Source organism: Lysinibacillus sp. JK80, from assembly GCF_027557635.1.
GTDB classification, from domain to species: domain Bacteria; phylum Bacillota; class Bacilli; order Bacillales_A; family Planococcaceae; genus Lysinibacillus; species Lysinibacillus capsici.
Window position 1 is genome coordinate 1,019,783 of the sequence record NZ_CP058997.1, and the last position, 20,666, is coordinate 1,040,448.

28 protein-coding genes are annotated in these 20,666 nt (G+C 35.4%); 7 read left to right on the forward strand and 21 right to left on the reverse strand.

From position 1 onward, the window contains the following. Positions 1-79: 79 nt before the first annotated feature. Positions 80-529, forward strand: a complete 450-nt coding sequence (locus HXV90_RS05360; RefSeq protein ID WP_048394580.1) for an SRPBCC family protein — start codon at positions 80-82, stop codon at positions 527-529. A 58-nt stretch (positions 530-587) separates the two neighbouring features. Here HXV90_RS05360 and HXV90_RS05365 read toward each other — a convergent pair whose 3' ends face one another. From HXV90_RS05365 to HXV90_RS05410, 10 genes are all read right to left on the reverse strand, one after another. Continuing rightward, entirely contained in the window at positions 588-1,364 is a 777-nt protein-coding gene (locus HXV90_RS05365) for a basic amino acid ABC transporter substrate-binding protein (RefSeq protein ID WP_004228443.1), read from the reverse strand. 251 nt (positions 1,365-1,615) lie between these two features. After that, positions 1,616-2,125: a hypothetical protein gene (locus HXV90_RS05370; RefSeq protein WP_269898555.1), complete on the reverse strand. Its 510-nt coding sequence runs from the start codon at positions 2,123-2,125 to the stop codon at positions 1,616-1,618. Continuing rightward, positions 2,122-2,601 (reverse strand): RNA polymerase sigma factor, encoded by a 480-nt coding sequence (locus HXV90_RS05375; protein WP_004228445.1) that lies wholly within the window; start codon positions 2,599-2,601, stop codon positions 2,122-2,124. The genes HXV90_RS05370 and HXV90_RS05375 overlap by 4 nt, the downstream gene beginning before the upstream one ends. 193 nt (positions 2,602-2,794) lie before the next feature. Continuing rightward, the gene (locus HXV90_RS05380) at positions 2,795-3,589 is read right to left on the reverse strand and encodes a nucleotidyl transferase AbiEii/AbiGii toxin family protein (protein WP_269898556.1); all 795 of its coding nucleotides are present in this window, start codon (positions 3,587-3,589) and stop codon (positions 2,795-2,797) included. A gap of 494 nt (positions 3,590-4,083) precedes the next feature. Further along, positions 4,084-4,845: an ANT(4')-I family aminoglycoside nucleotidyltransferase gene (locus tag HXV90_RS05385; protein WP_269898557.1), complete on the reverse strand. Its 762-nt coding sequence runs from the start codon at positions 4,843-4,845 to the stop codon at positions 4,084-4,086. A gap of 103 nt (positions 4,846-4,948) precedes the next feature. Then, the gene (locus HXV90_RS05390) at positions 4,949-5,440 is read right to left on the reverse strand and encodes an immunity 22 family protein (protein WP_269898558.1); all 492 of its coding nucleotides are present in this window, start codon (positions 5,438-5,440) and stop codon (positions 4,949-4,951) included. 4 nt (positions 5,441-5,444) lie between these two features. Continuing rightward, entirely contained in the window at positions 5,445-5,999 is a 555-nt protein-coding gene (locus HXV90_RS05395; RefSeq protein ID WP_269898559.1) for a hypothetical protein, read from the reverse strand. A gap of 63 nt (positions 6,000-6,062) precedes the next feature. Then, positions 6,063-6,851 (reverse strand): class I SAM-dependent methyltransferase, encoded by a 789-nt coding sequence (locus HXV90_RS05400; protein ID WP_269898560.1) that lies wholly within the window; start codon positions 6,849-6,851, stop codon positions 6,063-6,065. Beyond that, positions 6,839-7,270 carry a BrxA/BrxB family bacilliredoxin gene (locus HXV90_RS05405; protein ID WP_004228455.1) on the reverse strand — a complete coding sequence of 144 codons (432 nt, stop codon included), beginning with the start codon at positions 7,268-7,270 and terminating at the stop codon, positions 6,839-6,841. Before HXV90_RS05405 ends, HXV90_RS05400 begins: the two co-directional genes overlap by 13 nt. A gap of 265 nt (positions 7,271-7,535) precedes the next feature. Then, a complete protein-coding gene (locus tag HXV90_RS05410) occupies positions 7,536-8,012 on the reverse strand; it encodes a hypothetical protein (protein WP_269898561.1) in 477 nt (158 codons plus the stop codon). Positions 8,013-8,171: 159 nt separating this feature from the next. Here HXV90_RS05410 and HXV90_RS05415 point away from each other — a divergent pair, with 159 nt between their 5' ends. Then, complete coding sequence (locus HXV90_RS05415) at positions 8,172-8,381, forward strand: hypothetical protein (RefSeq protein WP_257961105.1); 210 nt, start codon at positions 8,172-8,174, stop codon at positions 8,379-8,381. A gap of 526 nt (positions 8,382-8,907) precedes the next feature. Here HXV90_RS05415 and HXV90_RS05420 read toward each other — a convergent pair. The 4 genes from HXV90_RS05420 to HXV90_RS23490 form a co-directional block, all read right to left on the reverse strand. Continuing rightward, positions 8,908-9,825: a hypothetical protein gene (locus HXV90_RS05420; protein WP_139111243.1), complete on the reverse strand. Its 918-nt coding sequence runs from the start codon at positions 9,823-9,825 to the stop codon at positions 8,908-8,910. Positions 9,826-9,846: 21 nt separating this feature from the next. Further along, entirely contained in the window at positions 9,847-10,413 is a 567-nt protein-coding gene (locus tag HXV90_RS05425; protein WP_269898562.1) for a polymorphic toxin type 35 domain-containing protein, read from the reverse strand. A 661-nt stretch (positions 10,414-11,074) separates the two neighbouring features. Then, entirely contained in the window at positions 11,075-11,320 is a 246-nt protein-coding gene (locus HXV90_RS05430; protein WP_269898563.1) for a terminase gpA endonuclease subunit, read from the reverse strand. A gap of 29 nt (positions 11,321-11,349) precedes the next feature. Continuing rightward, positions 11,350-11,496: a terminase gpA endonuclease subunit gene (locus HXV90_RS23490; protein WP_139111245.1), complete on the reverse strand. Its 147-nt coding sequence runs from the start codon at positions 11,494-11,496 to the stop codon at positions 11,350-11,352. A 219-nt stretch (positions 11,497-11,715) separates the two neighbouring features. On the opposite strand from HXV90_RS23490, the gene HXV90_RS05435 reads away from it, so the two are divergent. Both HXV90_RS05435 and HXV90_RS23495 read left to right on the forward strand, forming a co-directional pair. After that, on the forward strand, positions 11,716-11,838 hold the full coding sequence (locus HXV90_RS05435) for a hypothetical protein (protein ID WP_256389913.1): 123 nt from the start codon (positions 11,716-11,718) through the stop codon (positions 11,836-11,838). Positions 11,839-12,097: 259 nt separating this feature from the next. Continuing rightward, a complete protein-coding gene (locus HXV90_RS23495; protein ID WP_442916331.1) occupies positions 12,098-12,526 on the forward strand; it encodes a tyrosine-type recombinase/integrase in 429 nt (142 codons plus the stop codon). Here HXV90_RS23495 and HXV90_RS05440 read toward each other — a convergent pair. The 5 genes from HXV90_RS05440 to HXV90_RS05455 all read right to left on the reverse strand — a co-directional run bounded on the left by HXV90_RS05440 (position 12,510) and on the right by HXV90_RS05455 (position 17,693). Next, complete coding sequence (locus tag HXV90_RS05440; protein ID WP_139111242.1) at positions 12,510-13,568, reverse strand: hypothetical protein; 1,059 nt, start codon at positions 13,566-13,568, stop codon at positions 12,510-12,512. The two genes, HXV90_RS23495 and HXV90_RS05440, sit on opposite strands and share 17 nt — an antisense overlap. A 737-nt stretch (positions 13,569-14,305) precedes the next feature. Continuing rightward, positions 14,306-14,935: a hypothetical protein gene (locus tag HXV90_RS05445; RefSeq protein ID WP_066037853.1), complete on the reverse strand. Its 630-nt coding sequence runs from the start codon at positions 14,933-14,935 to the stop codon at positions 14,306-14,308. 669 nt (positions 14,936-15,604) lie between these two features. Continuing rightward, positions 15,605-16,747, reverse strand: a complete 1,143-nt coding sequence (locus HXV90_RS05450; protein WP_269898564.1) for an Ig-like domain-containing protein — start codon at positions 16,745-16,747, stop codon at positions 15,605-15,607. Between the two features lie 20 nt (positions 16,748-16,767). Further along, positions 16,768-16,992 carry an Ig-like domain-containing protein gene (locus HXV90_RS23500; RefSeq protein ID WP_442916332.1) on the reverse strand — a complete coding sequence of 75 codons (225 nt, stop codon included), beginning with the start codon at positions 16,990-16,992 and terminating at the stop codon, positions 16,768-16,770. Next, complete coding sequence (locus HXV90_RS05455; RefSeq protein WP_269898565.1) at positions 16,932-17,693, reverse strand: S-layer homology domain-containing protein; 762 nt, start codon at positions 17,691-17,693, stop codon at positions 16,932-16,934. The genes HXV90_RS23500 and HXV90_RS05455 overlap by 61 nt, the downstream gene beginning before the upstream one ends. A 654-nt stretch (positions 17,694-18,347) precedes the next feature. Between HXV90_RS05455 and HXV90_RS05460 the strand changes: the two genes are divergently transcribed. Next, on the forward strand, positions 18,348-18,605 hold the full coding sequence (locus HXV90_RS05460) for a hypothetical protein (RefSeq protein WP_244904994.1): 258 nt from the start codon (positions 18,348-18,350) through the stop codon (positions 18,603-18,605). 172 nt (positions 18,606-18,777) lie between these two features. On the opposite strand, the gene HXV90_RS05465 is transcribed toward HXV90_RS05460, so the two are convergent. Further along, complete coding sequence (locus HXV90_RS05465) at positions 18,778-18,978, reverse strand: hypothetical protein (protein WP_004228479.1); 201 nt, start codon at positions 18,976-18,978, stop codon at positions 18,778-18,780. Positions 18,979-19,240: 262 nt separating this feature from the next. Here HXV90_RS05465 and HXV90_RS05470 point away from each other — a divergent pair, with 262 nt between their 5' ends. Continuing rightward, the gene (locus HXV90_RS05470; protein WP_269898566.1) at positions 19,241-19,375 is read left to right on the forward strand and encodes a hypothetical protein; all 135 of its coding nucleotides are present in this window, start codon (positions 19,241-19,243) and stop codon (positions 19,373-19,375) included. A 15-nt stretch (positions 19,376-19,390) separates the two neighbouring features. Here HXV90_RS05470 and HXV90_RS05475 read toward each other — a convergent pair whose 3' ends face one another. Next, positions 19,391-19,624, reverse strand: coding sequence for a DUF3953 domain-containing protein (locus HXV90_RS05475; protein WP_112117993.1), 234 nt, complete (start codon positions 19,622-19,624; stop codon positions 19,391-19,393). A 139-nt stretch (positions 19,625-19,763) separates the two neighbouring features. Here HXV90_RS05475 and HXV90_RS05480 point away from each other — a divergent pair, with 139 nt between their 5' ends. Continuing rightward, positions 19,764-20,660 carry a hypothetical protein gene (locus tag HXV90_RS05480; protein ID WP_103118006.1) on the forward strand — a complete coding sequence of 299 codons (897 nt, stop codon included), beginning with the start codon at positions 19,764-19,766 and terminating at the stop codon, positions 20,658-20,660. The last annotated feature ends 6 nt before the right edge of the window (positions 20,661-20,666 follow it).

A 20,666-nucleotide genomic window follows, 5' to 3' on the forward strand; every position in this document is an offset into this window, starting at 1 on the left:
TAAAATTTAGTATACTTACATTTATTAATTAGTTTAATTTACAGCATAGATAAGTAATTTTGAAAGTAGAGGTGTTTGGATGAAAACATGGACAAAGACTATAAACATAAATGCCCCCATCGAAAACGTTTGGAAATTACTTGATGGCTCTTTAGCTGATATGCAGAAGATTATGCCACAGGTAATTGAAAACAAGCCTGTAAAAGTAACAGAAGAAGGGGTTGGCAGTATTTATCGCCAAAAATATAAAGAAGGAAAACGTATCGAAACGTATGATGTAGAAACATTGGAATATTCGAATACACCTGATAAAAAAATATTGAAAGTAGGCTTTGTACTCGCTAATTTGTTTGAAATTACGGCTTACTATGAATTAAATAAAATAAATGAAACAGAGACTTCCTTTACTTATTCCGTAACAAATAATGCGTTAAAATGGTTCGTCAAATTATTTTTATTGTTTGCATCGGACAAAGTAGTCGTACAATTTTTAGAACGGGTCAAAACAGTTGCTGAAGCGCAAGACTAGCACCTAAAAAATAAACCGTAGACTCCCCTTGAGGTGAGCTTCTACGGTTTATTTATTACTAAAAGTCTGAACCTGTAATTTCTTTTAACTTACCGTTTTCTTTAATCTTTTTAAGGCCTTCATTTAACTTATCTAAAAGCTCTTTGTTCCCCTTTTGAACCATGAAACCATAGTATTCTTTTTCGAAGGAATCATCTTTAATTACTTTGATTTTGTCATTTGGATGTGCCTTGATATATTCATAAACAACTGAATTATCTCCAATCGCCGCTTCTACGTTGCCATTCAGCATCTCTTGAATAGCAATTGGTTGATTTTCGAAAGCAAAAATGTTGGGACTAGATTCACCCTGTAGCTTCTTGGCAGCCATATGACCAGTAGCATTAATTTGTACAGAAATCTTTTTATCTTTTAATTCATCCAATGATTGGATCTTTGAATCTTCTTTCACCACGATTAATAATTGAGATTCGTAGTACGGCTCAGTAAAATCAAATGTTTCCTTACGCTCGTCCGTAATTGTAATCCCTGCACCACCAATATCTGTTTCACCATTTTTAATTGTTTGGAATACAGGCTCCCAACCAATACTTTCCCACTTCACTTCAAAATCCATTTCATCCGCGATTGCTTGTAACACATCCACATCAATCCCTACAATATTCCCTTTATCATCAAGAGATACGATAGGTGCAAATGTAGCCTCAGTACCTACCTTATAAACTTTTTTACTATCTCCATCACCTGATGATGTATTGTCTTTCGAGCCGCAACCCGCTAAAACTAGCGTGAAAGCTGCCATAATTGTAAGCAACACCATTAAATTTCTTTTCATAGCCCATCCCCCTAGTATGATATTTTTTCCATAATGCGTATTATTTTTCGCAATTCGGAAATGTGAGACTATTACGTAAATTATAGTGACAATATTCTCTTTAGACAATACTTTTTTGTATAAAAATAATCATTTCTTTATAAATAGTATTATTCAATCTCGTTTTTAGGATAAAAAAGGAATAAATAGTTAACCAGAAGCTATAAAAAAAGAATCTCCCCTCGGAAATTCTTTTTTGCGCATCTAAATCTTTATCGTATTGGATGTTCAAAATTCCAATTTGTATAAATGGCAGCAGCCTGAACTGGATTTGAGGAGGTATCTTCTGTATAGCCGCCAATTAAATTACCTACTCTAAAAGTAGGCTCAAATAGCTGTTCCTCCTTAGGTGGTGCTGTCGGTCCATCTATTCCTATTTTGGTTTTCTCTGTCACGACTACTTCCATACCGTTATCCAATGTAAAGCTCAGCCCATCTTCTCCTACTTCCGTAATGGTCCCTTCGATATTTACTAGCGCACTTGCCGCAGGAGCTGAATGGTCCGCAACAATTCTCTCCGTCAAATCAATTGGTGTATCATGATTTATATTTACCATAGCAAGGACAGCAATCACTGCACAGGCTACTAAGCTTCCAACACTAATTCTTACTTTTTTCATAAAGGACCTCTTTTCATATTTCATCATCTCTTCCTGCATCTTACGCTTAAATTCCTCAGAAGCATGAATCTGCTTCATCACATTCTTATAAGCATTCATCATACTTTGCTCCCCTCTTCTAGAATCGTTTTCAGCTTCATTCGTGCCCTTCTGAGCTTTGAGCCTACTGTATTTACGTTGATCTCTAATAAATCAGCAATTTCTGCAGTTGTATAGCCCTCGTAATAATGTAAATAAACAATGACTCTCTCTTCTGAAGGAAGCTCAAAAATTTCAGTAAGAACCATCTGCTCCTCTTTTGCAATAAAGGCCATTTCGTCTGTAATGGGTACCGTCTTCTTCACACGTGAGGACTTAAAATAATCCTTGCACTTATTAAATGTCACCTTTATGAGCCAAGCCTTTAAATGTGCTTCATGAGCAAAGGGCTTGTTCTGCCTCATCAGTGTCATATAAACCTCCTGCACAATGTCCTCCGCCTCAGCCATATTTTTGGTCTGTTGCACAGCAATTCGTATGAGGGTGTCACTATATGTTTGAACAATTTCTTGCACACTTAAGCCAGCAAACTTTATCATATTTTTCACCTAACCTCCTTCATGACATAATACGATTCAACTTTATCTATTCGTGCAACACATACACTTTAGCTACATTTTAATAAAAAGAAGAAACCATTCATGAGACATACAAATGTATCTCCCTAATAAATTACTGAATAATAGCCATGCAAAAACCCGCAAACCGTAGATGATTTGCGGGTCCCTCTCTTCATTGCCAAGCTCGATTGTTCCATTGCTTGAAAAATTCGTCCTCAGCCAAAATCGCTTCATAAATAGGGATAAAGAATTGTTTCAGAATCCCTGTCATCTCGAGTGTAGAAGTTAGCTCGATTGTAAAATGATGACGATCAAATAAGTCCACAATATACGCCTGCAATCTTCGTCCTTCAATAGTTTGCGTTTGTAGCAATTGTTGTACTTCATTTATTGTTTTTTCAGTCTTTTCTAATGCTGGGTACTGGTAAATTTCGATAAATTTTTGTGCCAGTACGAATTCTGTTGGATATGTATAAACCACCGCAGCCTTATTGTCTAGCAAGCTTGGAAAATTAATGGCCTTTGGTGTTATTCGCATGTTTTCTTTAAAGGTAATCCTAACTTCTATGTATACAGTCATTTTGCCCAATGTAGCTGGTATGCTTAGTTGAATATTGTCACTCGATATGGACGATTCGATCAGCTGTGCATTCCATTCAATGCCATCCGCTGGTATTGCTAGTGAACAAATTTCATAAAAGGCCTGTTTCACTATATCGTGTTGATGAACGCTTGCTTGCGCAGTCAGCGTGACTTCTTTGGAAGGCTTCACCAATCCATTTGTTAAAGCAAATAATAGTAGATCCCCATTTAGATAAAATTGATCATCATAGGAGGATACGGATAGGCGATAAAGCAGTCTTTCTTGGCAATAGCGTGATACTAGCAGATCCATATTGTCTTGCCGTTTAGCCATTTCTTCTAATTGTGTCACGACATTCGTCGATAGTGTGTCGATATTTCCCATTGACATCCCTCACCTTTTTGATTTTTCTGATTTTTAATGCAGAATTTAGATTTTTACTAAAATTCATGCTTTTATTATCACTTATTTATGGAAGAGAGTAAACGGTAATGTATACCAAAAAGGCCTGTCATGGTTGGACATGACAGGCCTTAAAATTAGACAAGGGGCAGCCTCGCTGTTGCGAAACTACCCCTTTAGTATTTATAGGTAACATTCTCGTAAATTGTAAAAGTCTCAACCCAATCGTCTGGGGAATATTATCTTGAAACCAGATTCGTTTCATCACCGCGGTAAAATTCCACTGTGTGCCTTCTAACTTAAGCAACGCAAACCCTACCATCTTTTGCGTCCTTGCAGCCCCAAAGCATGCGCCAGTGTGAATAAGTATCTACAAAAACAAAAAGCAGAATGCCAGATTACGGAAATATGCTACCTAAAATAGCACGTGTTCTATTATAGCACCTTATACTACAAAAGTAAAGGTCTATAAAAAATTACCAAGGAATCTCCTTAGAGCATTTAATCTGATAACCCTTTTCAGTTGTCCATTGGAGAAGTGTTTGCCAAAAGTTTTCACAGGCAGCTATGATTTGCTGAGGAATCGTTAGATTGCCTGTCATGACCATTTCAGCTAATGCTTTTAACCCGTGTGGCTGATCATCCATCGCTAAAGCCTCAGGTAATACTTGTGCAGATGTTGTATAGCACTGCCTATGGTGTAATCCTACTATCATGGCACCAGTCATCGCTATTTTCATCGCCAGTATCGGCAAAAATGTGGTGGGACCCTGAACAGCTATGTTCCTTAATTTCCCCATGTATTCATACATTTCTTCTACAATGGTTTTGCAAATTGCTTCCTTAAATCGGGCATTCTCCACAGTGGCCGCTTTGTCTTTGAGTTCTAGAAAAAAGCCAGTAGGATCGTAAAGTGGCTGTAAATCGAAAAACTTCCCATTTGTTAATGGCCAATCTTCCTCAACCGTTATTGCCTCTTCGATAATCACTTCTGCCTGATCGAAATTGACCTCTGCCTTCCAATCTCCTGCTGTCCATTCATAGCTATAGCTGTGCTCTAATTGATGACAGATACACTTAAGCTCAATGTCGGAAAACGGACCATCCGTTTTTCTAGCCAACGAGCCATAAATACCAATTGCTCGAACATTTCCTCCATATTTTGCGAGAACTTGTTGCGCAATCGAATGGGCAATCTGCATGCGTTCATCACTTGTCTTTTTTCTTGGTCCAATCATTTACATCGCTCCTTTTATAAGTAAGATCGTTGTTATTGAACCAAGGTGGACCACGGGCTTAACGAGGAATTTTTGCTGGTAACATCATCAAAATCTCCTTTCATCACATTTCCTGCAATTTAATAGAGCATACAAAATCGATATGAAACGCTTCATGGCTTACAGATTGAATGTGACCCTCATATTTCATGTCATATAGTAAAATTATTGCATTATAAGCTTTCTGTAGTTCATTGCCCATTTTGGCTAGCACTTGATGTTTAAATTGCTGCGAATAGGAAAATTCATCACAAAGTAGTTGCTTAAGTTGGTGTGAAGCTGCTTCGTAAAATAGCGCTTCACAAAAATCCTCGTCGAAGGTTAAGCCGAAATCGTATTCAAATTGATTGTAGAACTCATCATAAAGTGCTTTAAACTCTTCCTCACAAGTACGGTGCTGATTTTCTGGTAAAAAAAGCTTTGCTAACTTTTGTGAAAAGGCTTCGTCCGTTTCATCTTCTCCCTGATAGACAGTGGCAAGATATGTATGTAACTGTTCTTCGCTTGTAAAATTACCAGCCCATATGGAAACATAGCCATTCTGTTCATCATCCATGACCTCATCCCTTTCTCGAATAAATCAATGCACCGCCTGAGCCCATTATTATTAAATGCTTGCCAGATGGCGAAAATCCACATTTAATCATGCCATCCAATCGCTGTAAATCAATAGCTGTCGCATTTTTTAAATAAGTATAATTAGTTATATAAAGATAATCGATTACTACTGTTGCACGTGGCCACCAAGGATAAATAACTTCAACCTGCCAGCCATCTGCTGTCATATGAATCCCATCCCCAGCTTCAAAGCCGAAAATAGATATTGTCCCCTGAGGCAATTGAAACGTTAAACGGTCATCACTCATTCTGTCGTAGGTTTCATCCATATCTCGTTCTCGATGAAGACGACGACCTGTTATAGGCTCAGTGACACTATAGCCAGAGCCACTAATTAGCACGATGTTTTCCTTATGATCCCAACCGCAAGCCAAAACACCATTGGCAGCAATGCTCGTTTCATACGCCCATGGAATAGGAGGTTTCGTGCAGATCAACGACTGTGCATTCGCCAGCAAGTCTAGCTCAAAGGGAGTTCGTTTATCATTGTTCACCATATTATTCCACCCTCCTCTTTTATTACCATATACTAAAAAAAGGCTTGTCTCAAGAACAAGCCTCTATACCTCTAACACACCATAATGAAATTTTGCAGTTATCCGTTCATGCTGCTGAAAGTCATAGGTCGCAAACCACTCTGAGCGAAAATGTGCCTTTAACACCACACGCTTTTTCGCTACACGCTTGGCTTCATAAACCCATTCATCGGTTAATGTGACATGCTCCCCTGCTAGCCGTAATGCCTGAAAATTATTGGCCTCTTCTATAACCTTCTCAAACATTGGGTCCATATAAACCACATCAAATGCGTTGTCTGGTAGGGTTTTTAAATAGCGAACAGCCTCAGACTGTATTACCTCGATGCGTCGCATACAGGCAGTTAACGGTAGCTCGGATGTATCATAGGCTTGCATCCCCTGTCTAACAATAAACGCTACATTTGGATTTGCTTCCAGTCCCACAACACGACCTGCTTCACCCACTGTATAAGCCGCTAACATGGCATCTGCCGCTAAACCTAACGTACAATCCAACACCGAATCCCCCAGTTGAAGCTGTGCCGCTCCCAAAAAAGGCTCTGCCTCACCACGGGCCACACGCTTTAATCGAAACGCCGCAGAATTGGGGTGAAAGAAAAACGGCTCCTGCGCCCCATAGGCATAATACTCAAAGCGATTCTTCCCAGCGACCATAACATGTGCCTGCAACTCCTGCGAAATTTTGCGAACAGAGCGCTTGTTCCGTGGCTCAAACGCAGCACCTAATTCTTGACATGCAAAAGCAGCGAGCGCCATCGATACATCGTCTGGTCTGCCCGCTGTCGTCACAATCGTTTTTAGTTCTCGCATGTTTGCTCTAACACGCCAGTTAAATGAGAGACAATCTGCTCCACAGGGAATCCCTCAATTTGTTCACGTGGGATAAAGTAAGCCAACTCCCCATCCTTTAAAATCGCCATAGATGGTGAGCTAGGTGGCACATCCTCAAAATAACCACGCATCGCCGCAGTCGCCTCTGGATCCTGCCCCGCAAACACCGTCACAAGATGATCTGGCTTCACCGCTGCAATTGCCTCACGCGCCGCTGGACGAGCAAGCCCTGCCGCACAACCACAAACCGAGTTAATCACCACTAACGATGTTCCCTTCGTCTCCGCCATAAATTCATTCACCGCATCCGCAGTCGTCAGCTCCGTAAAACCAGCCTCCACAAGCTCCTCACGCATCGGCTTCACAACCTGCTTCATATATTCATCATAAGCGTTCATGCTTTTACCCTCTTTCGTATGTATTCGCAAACCTTATTATAGCAAGGTTTTGTGTGAATGTACAAAGACATGCTTTTCGCCTGATTTCGTGGGTTTTCGGGGGGAATGTGACTTTTTCGTGATTTTGGTGACTTTTTTGTGTAACGGATAGTAGTTTTATTTTGAGTCGTTACACACCTAAAAAATGGAACTAAATGGGATGTAACTGGATCATTGAGGAAAAATGACCAGGCTTAATGATAATTAAATACCTGGTCACTTCTATTTAATTTTGGTTTAAAGCACATTCAATTTCAGCTATCCAAGTTTTCCCGCCATAAACGACAAAGGTTGTTTCATTATCTTTCCTATCAAAAATCTTAATTCTCTGAGAGATAAGAAGATTTAAACCATTCTCGGCTCGTTCTAAATCCTTTAAACTAATTTCCCAATATAAATTAGGATTAATGTTTAGAGCATGAGCACAAAAAATAAGGCGTTGATTGGTTAATAACAAGCGCCCTCCATCCGATTTAGTTGCACTATAATAAATGTTCGCCATTCCAGAGCGTATTGGTAGCTCATTCGTACCCATCTCAATTTCATGGAAAAAAATCTTTTTATAAGTTGGTTTAAATTCATTTAGATCATATTTAAATTGTTTCGAATCAGTGGTGATGATGTAACTCCCACAGTATTCACATGACTTATTGCTTGGGTTAAAAACTGCAGCACAGTTTGGACAATTCAAAGCTTTCACCATGCGTCATCTCTCCTATTATGGATTTATATAGAATAAACTTTGAATCCTAAAATATACCAAGAGTTTCTCAAAAAAAAGAGTGGTTCTCTATAAAATAAAAACCACTTGATATATACCATTTGATTTGCAATTAAATAAAATTATAAAGGATGATGACATATGAAACTTACAGAAAAGGTAGAAGCAGTTATTAAGGCTGCACAGGCTGCTAAAGATGGTGAGGGCGAACATACGTCGTATCGCATTTTTAAGGAATGTGGGCTTACACAAGGGGCAATTAAACGTTATGTAGATGGTGACATTAGCCTTATGGGATTAGGAGTAGCTGAAATGCTTGGTGAATACTATGATAATCACTTAGCAAAATAAATGAAAAAACTTTTATAAATCACTTGATATATAACATGAGTATAGAAAGGAGGTTGACAAAGTGGATTATGATAAGGTTCTAGCTTATCTAGTAGCTATCGCAACTGTGCTTAACTTACTAACAAGTTCCGCAAAAAACACTAGCGATATGAAGAATAAGCCAAAACAAAAGCGACGCCCTCTCGCAAAGGTAAACGTCGCTAAAAACTTACAGAAGGAGGTTAGCGCCTCCTTCCCTATAATCTTATCACATCCATTCAATTATGAAAAATATCGGATATGTGGCTGCTTTAGCATTTGCTTTGTATATCTTAACAGATATGGTCAATTGGAAAGAACCAAAGTTTTTTGATTACTCAATGATAGTCATTTATTCATTATGCTTAGTATTAGTGATTTTTAACATCGTTGTATATTTTAAAAAGAAAAGATACAGCTAAGGAACTTCATGTGATGAATATGATGAATAAACAAAAAGAACCAGGTACTCTATTTTATATGAGCGCCTGGTCTTTTTTGAGAAATTCTAATCGGAAAAATCCTTCTTTTCATTCTTATTCATTAAATATATTCCAGTGTCTGTTTGAATAACAAATTGATTTTTATATTTTAAAAACTCAAACGGTTTAGAATTCAGAGAGATATATTGTTCAATTTTCCCACTGTTTGGATTAAACGTTACAATTCGTTTATTTTCCATATCACAAATATATAATTTCTCATCGATATAAGAAATATATTCTGGGTAATTTAATCCTGTTAGCTCATTTTCACAATAAATTACATTGATTTCATTACTTATACCTTCAGACTTTCCTGGGAGTTCTTCATAAGGCATATAACGGTAGATTTTTTCTATTTCAAAACTCGGAAATTTATATTTTACAACAGAATTCAAAGTGGGAGATACGCCCCAGACTGCTTGTCCATCTGAACAAATTTTATACAATGTATCATAATAGTCAGAGGTTTCCAACAAAATATATTGAACAAGCTTATCATCCTCATTGAAGTGCAGTATGATATTATGAGGCCACAGAAGGCAAATCGTTTCATTTCTTATAGCACATGTCATAAAATTAGTAACATCAGAAAAAATATTGTGAGGTATGATATTAATATCATATTTATCCTCCCAATTTTCCCCAAATGTATTAATATAGTATTCACTAAGACTAATTAATTTTCTTTTTCCTTCTTCATTTATCCAACATTTCGCTATATTTTCGATGTATGAATAATTTGACTCCTCCAATTGACTAGATATATCATCCCATTTATCACCAAATTTACTTTCCACATACTCTTTTTTTGATATTTCCTTTAGATTTTCACCATTATATTGATAATAGTAAGTTTTATCCTCTTCTTCAGAAAAACTTACGAAAGATAGTGTATTTTCATTTTGTATAAGTGAATGTCCGTTCGAATGTAATTTTTTCATGAAATTTTTCATCCTCGCCTCTTAATCAATAATCAAATTAGCACCTGGTTTAGGCGTACTTACCGCACGAAAGAAAATATCAAAACTTTCTATTTGACCATCCTTACTCACAAAGCATCTTACCTCAGCTGGCTGGTTATTGATATTTGTCCAAATTTGATTATGCCCTTGTTTCAACTTTCCGTTGTCGTCATTTTTTGATATTATGTCAATCCCTCTGTCTACAATTTGCTGTCTATCTTTTCCTAATCTCAGTATACCTCCATCAAGATGCTTTTTTGAAAAAATATGAGCTTCTGTAGCTACAACATTTCTAGCAGTTTTTATTACCTTACCTGTTCTATTCATCGATGAAATATATTTCCCAGCTTGTAAAACCACTCTGAATATAGGACCTACCCAAAATTGTTGTACCGCTTCCTCACCATCACCAATTTTATCAATAGGAAAGGTATTATCTAATCCTTCGGGATATTCATAATTTTCATTGCCAGATCCTTCATTTATTTCTTGTGCAAAAGATATGCTTGGTAAAATCGTTGCGCATAATAAAAATGTAGATATTAGACTAATAATAAACTTTTTCAATATATTTACCCTCCATGAATTAATTGAATTTAATTTTCTGTTAATAAGCTGATTACTATAGTAAGCACACCCTCGAGTTATTATTATCCTATTATTGGAAACTTCCCCACTTCAATTGTTGAAACACGCCATTCTTCGGCGTAAAATTTACATTAAATTTACAATAACCGCCACATAACGCTATCAATCACGCCATATTTTGGCGGTATTTATGTAATAAGAAGGTCCAAAGTTACATTTATTTTAATTTCATCAGATTTTGTTTGACATTCTTATCTGATAGTATATTTTATTGTTTTTACAAAACCTTAACAATAATTACCATTAATTTCATTGTAATTTATTTGATTTTATGTTTGTGAAATAAAAAAGCCCATTACCAATTAAGGTAACAGGCCTTCGAATTACAAAAGAGTTAATATTATCTTTTTACTTCATACATTTTTGTTGTTTAACTTTCGTTGTTATAAACGAGTTTTAACCCTAAAAGATCGGCTAGCTCTTGTACTTGAAACGTGTGTCCTACCATCTATAATCACTGCTGGAATAGTTTTTGTATCACTAAGTATAACTTTCGCTTCTGTAATTTCCGCCCCTTTTACTTCCTCCAAGCCATTTAAAATGTCTAGCTTGAATTGTGCCTCGGAGATTCCCATACTCGCTAAATAAGAATACGGATCTCTATTGTTGTACCTTTTAAATTATCTGTATAGTTCAGTTCTAATGCTGAACCTATCTGACGACAAACGGCTATTACAAAAGGATCAAAAGAAGAGTTACCCACAACTTCTACTTCTAATCGGTCATCTTGAACATCAACTACAGCCGTCAATACTAATACGTCCTTTGGTACTTCGCATTCATAGCCAATATGTCGAGAAATAAGTTTATAATGGTCTTTAATCATTCGTCTTTTCTTCTCACGACTGTATTAACCTACGTTTTTAAGGTTTCTATACCTTTACGATTTGCTTCTTTAAATTCATCTAAAATCTTTGCCCATTTCTCCCAAGGAGATGCAAGGGCGTTTAAATGAAATCCACGTTTCTTTGCTTCAATATTTCGAGCAATCTTTTTCCCCAGATGTGATTTCCATTTAACTTCTGTATATAGATATTAAATAGTAAATATACGAGAATATTAGAAGTTAAAGGTACCTATTGCATCTCCCTACTCAATCGCTATTTGGCGAAAAAGAAAATAACCGCAATCACGTCTATCGAATTACAAGGATAGCTCAATCATCTATTTGATAATGGAACAGCCTATAATACGCTACGCGGTACTCATAATACAGCCAAAATGTTATTTGCCTATGCCAAAGAATCTGGATTGATTGAAATGAACCCTGTGGAAGCTAATTTTGTGCCGAAGAAGAAAATGACGTTAGAGGAAGCAAGCAGTGAGGACACAGCGAAGCTTTAACCAATGAACTGAAGGAATTTTTAAGTTAGGTGGACAAACATCATAATATCATATATCGCACGCTAATCTACGCAATCGCTTTTACAGGAATGCGACCAGGCGAAGCTGTTGCCTTAAAGTATGAGGATGTGGACTTGGAGAAGAAGGTCATACACATCAACAAAACGGTGTATGCAAAGAAAAGTATAAGGGGTTACTTCGAGCTCACCCACCCAAAACTGCAGGCAGCATCCGCTCCGTCGATATTGATGATATTGTAGTGGAGAAATTAAAGCAGCTTTACAAATGGCGCGAGTATCGAGAATGGGCTAAGTCCGACTTTATTTTCGGCGATAAGGAGGGCATCCCCCCTATCGTCAAAATGCTCAACCAAACCGTCCGGCGCATCGGTGCACTCACCGACATCAACAAACAATTCCGCACCTACATCCTCCGGCATACACATATTAGTCTGTTGGCAGAGGCTGGGGTGGATTTGAACTTTATTATGAATCGGGTTGGACATAAGAATTCTGATCAACAACGAAGATTTATTTGCATGTTACATCTGGGATGCGCATGGCCGCTACTGAGAGGATGCATGATAAGTTTACTGAGTTGTTGGAAGTGTGAAGATAAAAATGGGGATACTAATTTCTTAAAGAGTATCTCCACATTTAAATTATTATGGTTTATTTATCTTTATTAGTGATAAATGATAAGAAATCAAATATATTATGTTTTTTAACAATTTTCTCTTCAACTATTTTAAGATATTTATGAATATAGATTTGAAATTTAATGCTATTTAAAATACATTTGCTAAATTTGTAAACTAAAAACTCATCGTTTTTTGAAAAATAAAACGTATCAAAGGATTCTTTTGTAATAAAAATACTTTGCAGTATTTCTGAAATTTCATTTTCATCCATTTGTTTAGAAAATTCTCTTTCTAAATCATAACAAACCTTATGACTAATCCCGAAAGTAAATAGTTCCAAATTGGAATTTTCGACTTTAAAATTATTGATTGCTTTTGCCAATAATGAAATTTCATCAATATCAAGTAAATTTTCTAAATAAAAAGCTTTTTTATGTATTCTATTTTCAATAAAATCCTTCTGATTATTAATAATATATCCTATATTTTGGTTAGCAGTACGTAACGCCCTATAAAATAACCCTTTATGTTTAAAATGAAATTCAATTTGCGTTTTTAAATTATCTTTATGAACAGCTTTTTTTGTAGTTCTTATTAATCCAGATGGGCTTAAAAAATAAAATGCTAGAACAATTATTAAAATTACTATTAGTGGTGAGGCTAAACTTATCCAAGTTTTCAACTCTTTGAATGTTGGTAAATTAATATTAAATATGTAACTAACTATCGGTATTTCATAAAATAATTGTAATATACATAATACTATTAATACGTTAAAAATATTAATAGGTAAGAACTTAATTAAATAAAATTTATAGTATTCTACATTTCCATTTATAAAGTATGTAGTTTCTTCATTTGTGTAATTCTTTACCTCTTTAGATGGGAAACCTTGAATAAATTTATTAAGTATATTTAATAAAAAAAGTTCTATTTTTATAGTTCTAATGAGATTTTTTAATTGTCTATTATTTAAGTAGTTCAGTTGTTTTCGATTTAAAAATTCTTTTAATTTATTTTGTACCTTTAGCATAACAACACTAATTTTTTTCAAAATAAGCAACATTATACCAACTGTTGCTAAATACATAATAATTCCATTTACAAGTATCATATTCTATCTCACTCGCTTCTTAAAGTGTTTAAATTAATTAGTAAAACCCATTTATTACATATATTATACTTTATTTTTAATGTTGCTCTAAATTTTTTTTAGACCTAAACTTTATTCAAAAAGAACTTAAGAATAAATGTTTACTTTCCGTGACTTTTTCTAAAAAACCAACCTCAAAAAACCCCTATAAACGTTGATATATCAAGACATAGAAAAAGCATGAACGCATACATTCATCATAAGCGTTCATGCTTTTACCCTCTTTCATATGTATTCGCAAAGAGGTTTTGTGTGAATGTACAAAGACATGCTTTTCGCCTGATTTCTTGGGTTTTTGGGGGGAATGTGACTTCGTGATTGCACAATTAGAACAATCAAAGCTTTCATTATGTTTCATCGCTTCTAGTATGTATTCATATAAAGTAATATTTAATTACTAAATATACCAATAATACAAAAGGAAAAAGCCCAGGCTCAAAATTATTGAATACCTGGGTTTATCACAAAATTATTTACTTTTGGACTTACTTATATTTCTTACATAATCCATTATGAGAAATACAACCATAGTGATAATACCGTACATTATCGTCTCTTTACTATCAAAATAGTAGTCCTCTTTATTATAAATAAACTTAGAAATGTTTATAATTATCGCACCGACTATAAAATAAATTAGAAAGTTCCTGATTAATTTCATATTTTATTTTTCCTTATTCACAATTAGAACTTCCTGGGAATAGTTTGTTCATCTTAGTAGAACAGCTTACTGAGATAACACTAAGATTTATTACTAAACCTGGAAGTGTTGCACCTGCAACTTTTTTAGGAAACTCTTTTAAAATTAATTTTGCAGCTTGTTTGAAATTAGATGCTCTAATTGCATCAACAATAATCGTTAATGATGTAGCAATACCAAAATAACTCGATAAACCTTCTTTAATACATTCATTTTCTGCTGCTCTAAATTCCATTGTTTCTCTTTTACCATGCCATTCACAAGCTACTGCAAATAGTGTAATTTGTGGTTCAGAAATTATATTAACGTCTTCAGAAGAAATTAGTAGGTTTTCTACTTCTAATCCCTCAATGATCGCCTCTTTCATAGAATTACCTTTTAATTCTGTCTCTATTATTTCTCTATCATAACCTACAATAACTTCTTTATTATTTTTTAAAACTGCTTTGTCAAAAATCAATTCAAGTGCTTCTGCTAAATCATTTTCTAATTTTTGTTCTTGATTCATACTTTCAACAGTACTAATTGCATACGAACTAGAGACCCCTGAAAAAAGTAACGTCATTGTGATCATTAAAATAGTCATTAATTTAAATTTTCTCATGAAAAAAACTCCTATTGTAAACTATTTAGTAATAGTTGTTGAATTACTATAGTAAATATCCCTCGAGGTAATTTTATCCTAACATTCTTAACTTTTCTAAATCAACACTCAATCAACGCCATTTTTTTGGCGTTTATTATGTATATTTTGGCGTAATTTATAAATAAAAAACAAATCACGCCAAATCACGTCACTTATCCTTCCTTATTATTGGCGTACAAGGCATTACTTGTACATCTAAAGTAATATTTACTGTGAATTTTCTTCAAAAACCCTTGAAAACAATTTAAAGTTAGTTAGGTAAAACCATTCACATAATTGTCAAAATGAACAACTGTAAGTAGACAGGAATCAAGCCGTTCAAACGTTTCTGCTAACGGTATGCTTATAATATTTACATAAGCCATGCTTTTGCACCAAAATGCTTCAATCGGTCCGTATCAATACATTGACCAACACGCGACATGCTTTGTATCAAACTGGCTTTGTTTTCGCTTCGCTTAATTTACTTGGAGGTTCACTATATATGAATGGCTGATCGCCAAGCTGTGATGATTTTATTGCCGACTTTATGCTGAAAAAAGAGGGAATGATTAGTCAATGCCTCTTTTGAACGACACTATAAAAGGACACGTCCATAGACGCATCCCTTAGCTTGTAAAATTAGTTCTATTGGAAATTAAAAATCCATGTCATCGACCCAGTATTATTGTTAATATCTGTGTAATCAAATGTTATCTGAGCTTCTCCTGTACCAATCTTCTGCACATTTAAAAAAACATGTCCAGAAGGATTTGGACCCGTAATCGTTGCAGTGGCAATATTGTCATCATTACTTCTCGGATTACTGAAAATGACAGTTGAATTGTTTTCCCCTATTATGGCAACCGTCAAATTCACATTAGTTGACATGGAATAAGGTCCACCAAATGTCCCACCATCAACATATGGTGGTGAAATATTAACTCTTGGTGTATCTGGAATTGTCACCGTTACGGGTGCTGACTTGTAAGCTACTACTCTAGTGTTATTATCTACTATTTTATAGTTTACCGTTACATCACCAGCTGTAACACCTCTTATAGCCCCTGTACTTTGCTGAATTGTTGCAGCTCCTGTACCATTTGTTACAGTCCAGATGATGGATTGTCCGATTCCTGGAGGCGTAAAATTAGTTGCTGCTGAGCCCCAGCCAATAACTGAATAAGGTGCTGGCACCATGGGTATTGCTGCTACTGCTGCTTGTGGATGAACTGTCACAGTTGTCGTACCTTTTTCAATTACTACGCCATTAGCATCCATTCCTACATACGTAATAACTGAGCTACCTGCACCACTAACTGTTACTTGGCCAGTTGTAGCATTCACTGTCGCTACACTTGTTGGTTTAGCTACAAAACTTTTGTTTGTTGCTGTTGCAGATAAGCCTGCTTCTACTGAAGCTGTTATTACTTCATCCATTTGCAGTACTTGCGAATATGTTGGGCTTTTTGCTGTTGCCTCATCATATACAGTGAGACTCACAGAATTCATTTTACCATTACTACTTGTATACGAAATGGTTGTGATGCCTGGTGTGTGAGCAGTAATTTCACCTGTACCTGAATGAACTGTTGCAACGCCTGTATTGCTTGATGACCACGTTATCGTGCCTGATTCGGTTGTTTCTGCTGTTCTACTAGTAGTTTCTCCCAGTTGTAAAACAGATGATGACGTTCCTACTCCAGTAATCACTGCACCATTGCTATGGGTCACTGTGAAAGTAACTGAAGCCGATTTTAGTCCATCTACCGTTGTTGCTGTTATGGTCACAGTACCTATACCAGTCGCTATTACTTTCCCTGCCCGTTAACAGTTGCAACGTTCAGATCTGAGGAAGTCCATCTCACAAGTTTATTTGTCGCATTTGCGGGTACAACATTTACTGTTAATGTCTTTGTTTCACCAATTTTAAGATTTTCTATCACCTCATTCAATGTAATCCCGACTACAGGAATTACACTTGGTGTTGGTGATGGATCTGAGTCTGAGTCTGAGTTTGGTTCTGGTTTTGGCACCGGTTTGGCTCTGGCTTTGGTACTGGTTTTGGTTCTGGTTTTGGTTCTGGCTTTGGTTCTGGTTCTGGTGTTACTTTATCAATCTGCTTTAAAAATCGAGAAGCAACAAGGGCAACTTGTTGTCTTTCAGCTATTCCTTGTGGATTGAAACGATTTAATGTATCGCCTGTCATTAAGTTTGATGCTACTGCAAAACCTACCGCATCCCTTGCCCAAGCAGAAATTTTATGCTGGTCAGCAAAAGTAAGCTGTTCGCCAAGGCCATTAGTTTCACCACCTAATGCTCTAGCAAATAGAGTGGCCATTTCTTGACGTGTTAAACCTGAGCCAACGCCGAACTTCCCATCACCTATCCCATTTATTAATCCAGCTTTAACTGCTGCTTCGATAGCTGGATAAGCATAATGAGTTGTTGGAATATCTGTAAATGTTGGAGTACTTGGAGAGTTAGTTAGATTCAAATTCAGTGCTTTCGCTAAAATTATAGCAAAATCTTGTCTTGTAATTGCTGATGTTGGTCTAAATTCACCATCTGGATAACCATTTATAATGCCTTTTTCAACTAACTCGTTGATAGCATTTTTTGCATAGGAATTCTCAATATCAGAGAAATCAACTGCAGCAAAGGTGACTGTATTTATTGAAAGAAATGAAACGACAAAGCTTAATAAGAATACTATGCTAATAATAATATTTTTCAAATAACACTCCTTAGTTTAGTTTGGAATAAGTATCTTTCATCTTCACTTATTAATTTTTATAGCCATTTAATGTCGTTTCTATTAACAAACGTTAATAGTACTGTTAATTGTTTAATTATTAACAGCTTAGAATTATTCTTTGCTTGTACAGCGACTTCTCACTTTACTTAGAGCTCTATTTCACATCACAAATTACTTGTTAAATTGTATCCCTCCTATCAACAAACTCATCTAGTTTTAATAGGGTCTTCCACAATAAATATTCTTTACCTATTACTTTTTTTCCTTCTGTAATGCAAACCATCCGTTCAATATATATTGATATTGCAAATTTTCATATTCAATATATGCTTCTTCGGCAGTGGTAGTTATGATAGTTTATATCCAACTGACTTAATACTGTGTTCTTGATAGTATTTCTCCACGTTCTTTCAATGCTTACTGGTACCATCATCTAATCTGATTAAACCTGACAATCAATTACTAATAAAAGTAAATATACTAAATATTTTCAAGTTCAGTACGATAACAACTATGGAACAAAAAATGTAATTAGGAAGGTGATAATTTATCATGATGACGACCAATTTCTCTACTATGCAATATTTAATGTCACGAAAGTCCTCGTCTAAGTATTATGGGTTGACGCGACAAATGAGCAAGGAAGTTAAAGCTACATCGAAAGAGGATCAAGAAAAAATAAATAATGTAAATAAAATTCTTGAAGAAAGTAAAACTTCTAAACTATCTAGCAAACAGATTGAAACGTTAAAAAGCGCAGTAAAGCAAGGGTTATTAGGATCTAGTTCTAATCATTTAAGTCCATTAGGTATGTATAACTATAAAAAATCAATCTCAAGTTCGAATTCAAACTTACATTCAACTTTGAGAGCTTATCGAAATTCTATCTAGTTTTTAAACACCCTTTAACCTATTAGAGGGTGTTTTGTCTTGTAAGACAGGTTTCATATCATGGTATTCAATTAACCAAAGTCGAACATATGTATGCTTTTAAATCCTTATCCCCTTTTAAACATCCACTATATAAAAAGGATCACTTTCCTATCAGTGACCCTTTCAACGATTATTTAAAATTCTGTGGTTTTACCACTTTAAATGAAGCAACTTCCCCGCAGTTTTTACAAAAAGTCATTTGGAGTGGTGACCCTACCGCCATAATTGCTCCAATAGGTCGTATATTGCCTTGGCTTGTAGTACCACCCACCTGTCCAGTCGTAAATTTATCTCGACCACAAGCCTTGCAAACTAATTTTTCATTCTCCATCATATCACCTCATTTTATGTAATTTATGTAAATTATAACATATGAATATCTGGTATGAGCTGAGCGGGTCTGACTCATCAAATCTATAAAATATCTAGGAAAATAATGAAGAAAATATTCTTATTATTCATTTTGTTATTGCTTGTAGGGTGTAATGAAACAGTTAAAACGGAGGAAAAAACATTTGCATTTCCTGATGAAATCCTAAAATAATAATGATGGGACAAGGGGCAAATCGTGAGGTAAAGACGAACATTTGAACATGACATCTACAGAAAAAAATGTCATGCAAATTTTAACTGAAACCCATCCAGATGAAGGGCCATTATATACTTTGGAAGTGGTTTATGAAAATGTCTGGAAGGACTTGATTGATGTATGGTATTACGAAAATTAACAGTGGCTGCTTCCTTTAAAGCAAGACAAAGCTTTGAACGGACACATAGATTGAAAATACAGATACCCCCATTAGGAACCAACCATAAACTGTTCGCTGTTTTTGAAATTCTTGAATACCTAAAGTGAACATGAAGAAGCCTAAGAACAATATCATGAGGTAATTCAATTGGAAATCTCGTGTGATTAGTCCGTAAGCTGCGAAAGATATGCCTGTGATGGAAAAAATAATTTTTAAACAATTTAACATAAATTCCCCCCCCTTTTTAGTAACTACAATATAAATTATTTCGTGCAGTGTCAATATACTTAGCTACTTCTTTTCATTTTCTGTATATATCTACCTATACTTTCCTATATAGTAATATAAAAGGAGGTTGTATGGAAATATGTCGTTATTATTGGCATTTTTAGGTTTTTTAGGTTTTATTGTAGGTCTCGTATTAATAGTGATTGGACTTATTAAAAAGAAAAAAATGAAGGGCGGACTTGTATTAGGTATCTCAGTTGTTATATTTATTGTTGGATTCATATTAACGCCTGTTGATGGAACAGAATCAGGTAAACAAGCTGACACCCATGAAAAAGTGGAAACTGTGACAAAACCTAAAGAAGAAACCCCAGAAGAGAAAGCTGCTCGTGAAGCAAAGGAAGCTGAAGAAAAAGCATTGGCTGAACAAAAGGCAAAAGAAGAAGCTGAAGTTCGAGCAAAAGCTGAGGCCGAAGCAAAAGCAAAAGCTGAAGCTGAAAGAATCGCTAAACTAGAAGCTCTAAAAATAAATGGCTCTGGTGATACAGCTACAAAGAAATTCAAATTAGAGAAGGGTTTCGTTATTGTAGATGCAACTCATCAGGGGTCTAGCAATTTTGCTGTTAAACTATTAGACGCTAATGCTAACATGATCAAATTAGTTGTTAATGAGATTGGTAACTACACTGGTAAGAAAATTTATGCTGTACCCACTGGTGAATATCAGTATGAAGTAACAGCAAGTGGTCCATGGACGATTAATATGTCCCAAGAGATTCCTGCTGAGGTTGCACCTGAAGGCAAAGTTACAGGTACAGGTGATAGCGTAGTATTTATGAATATTTCAAAAGGTGCTAAAACCGTTGCTTTCACGCATGACGGCTCTAGGAATTTTGTAGTGAAAGCTAATGACAGCGTTTTATTAGCTAATGAAATTGGTACTTACAGTGGCTCAAAAGTTCAAAAAGTAGAGGATACTTCAATTTACTACTTTGATATAACGGCTGATGGGAATTGGTCTATGACATTTGAATAAATATCT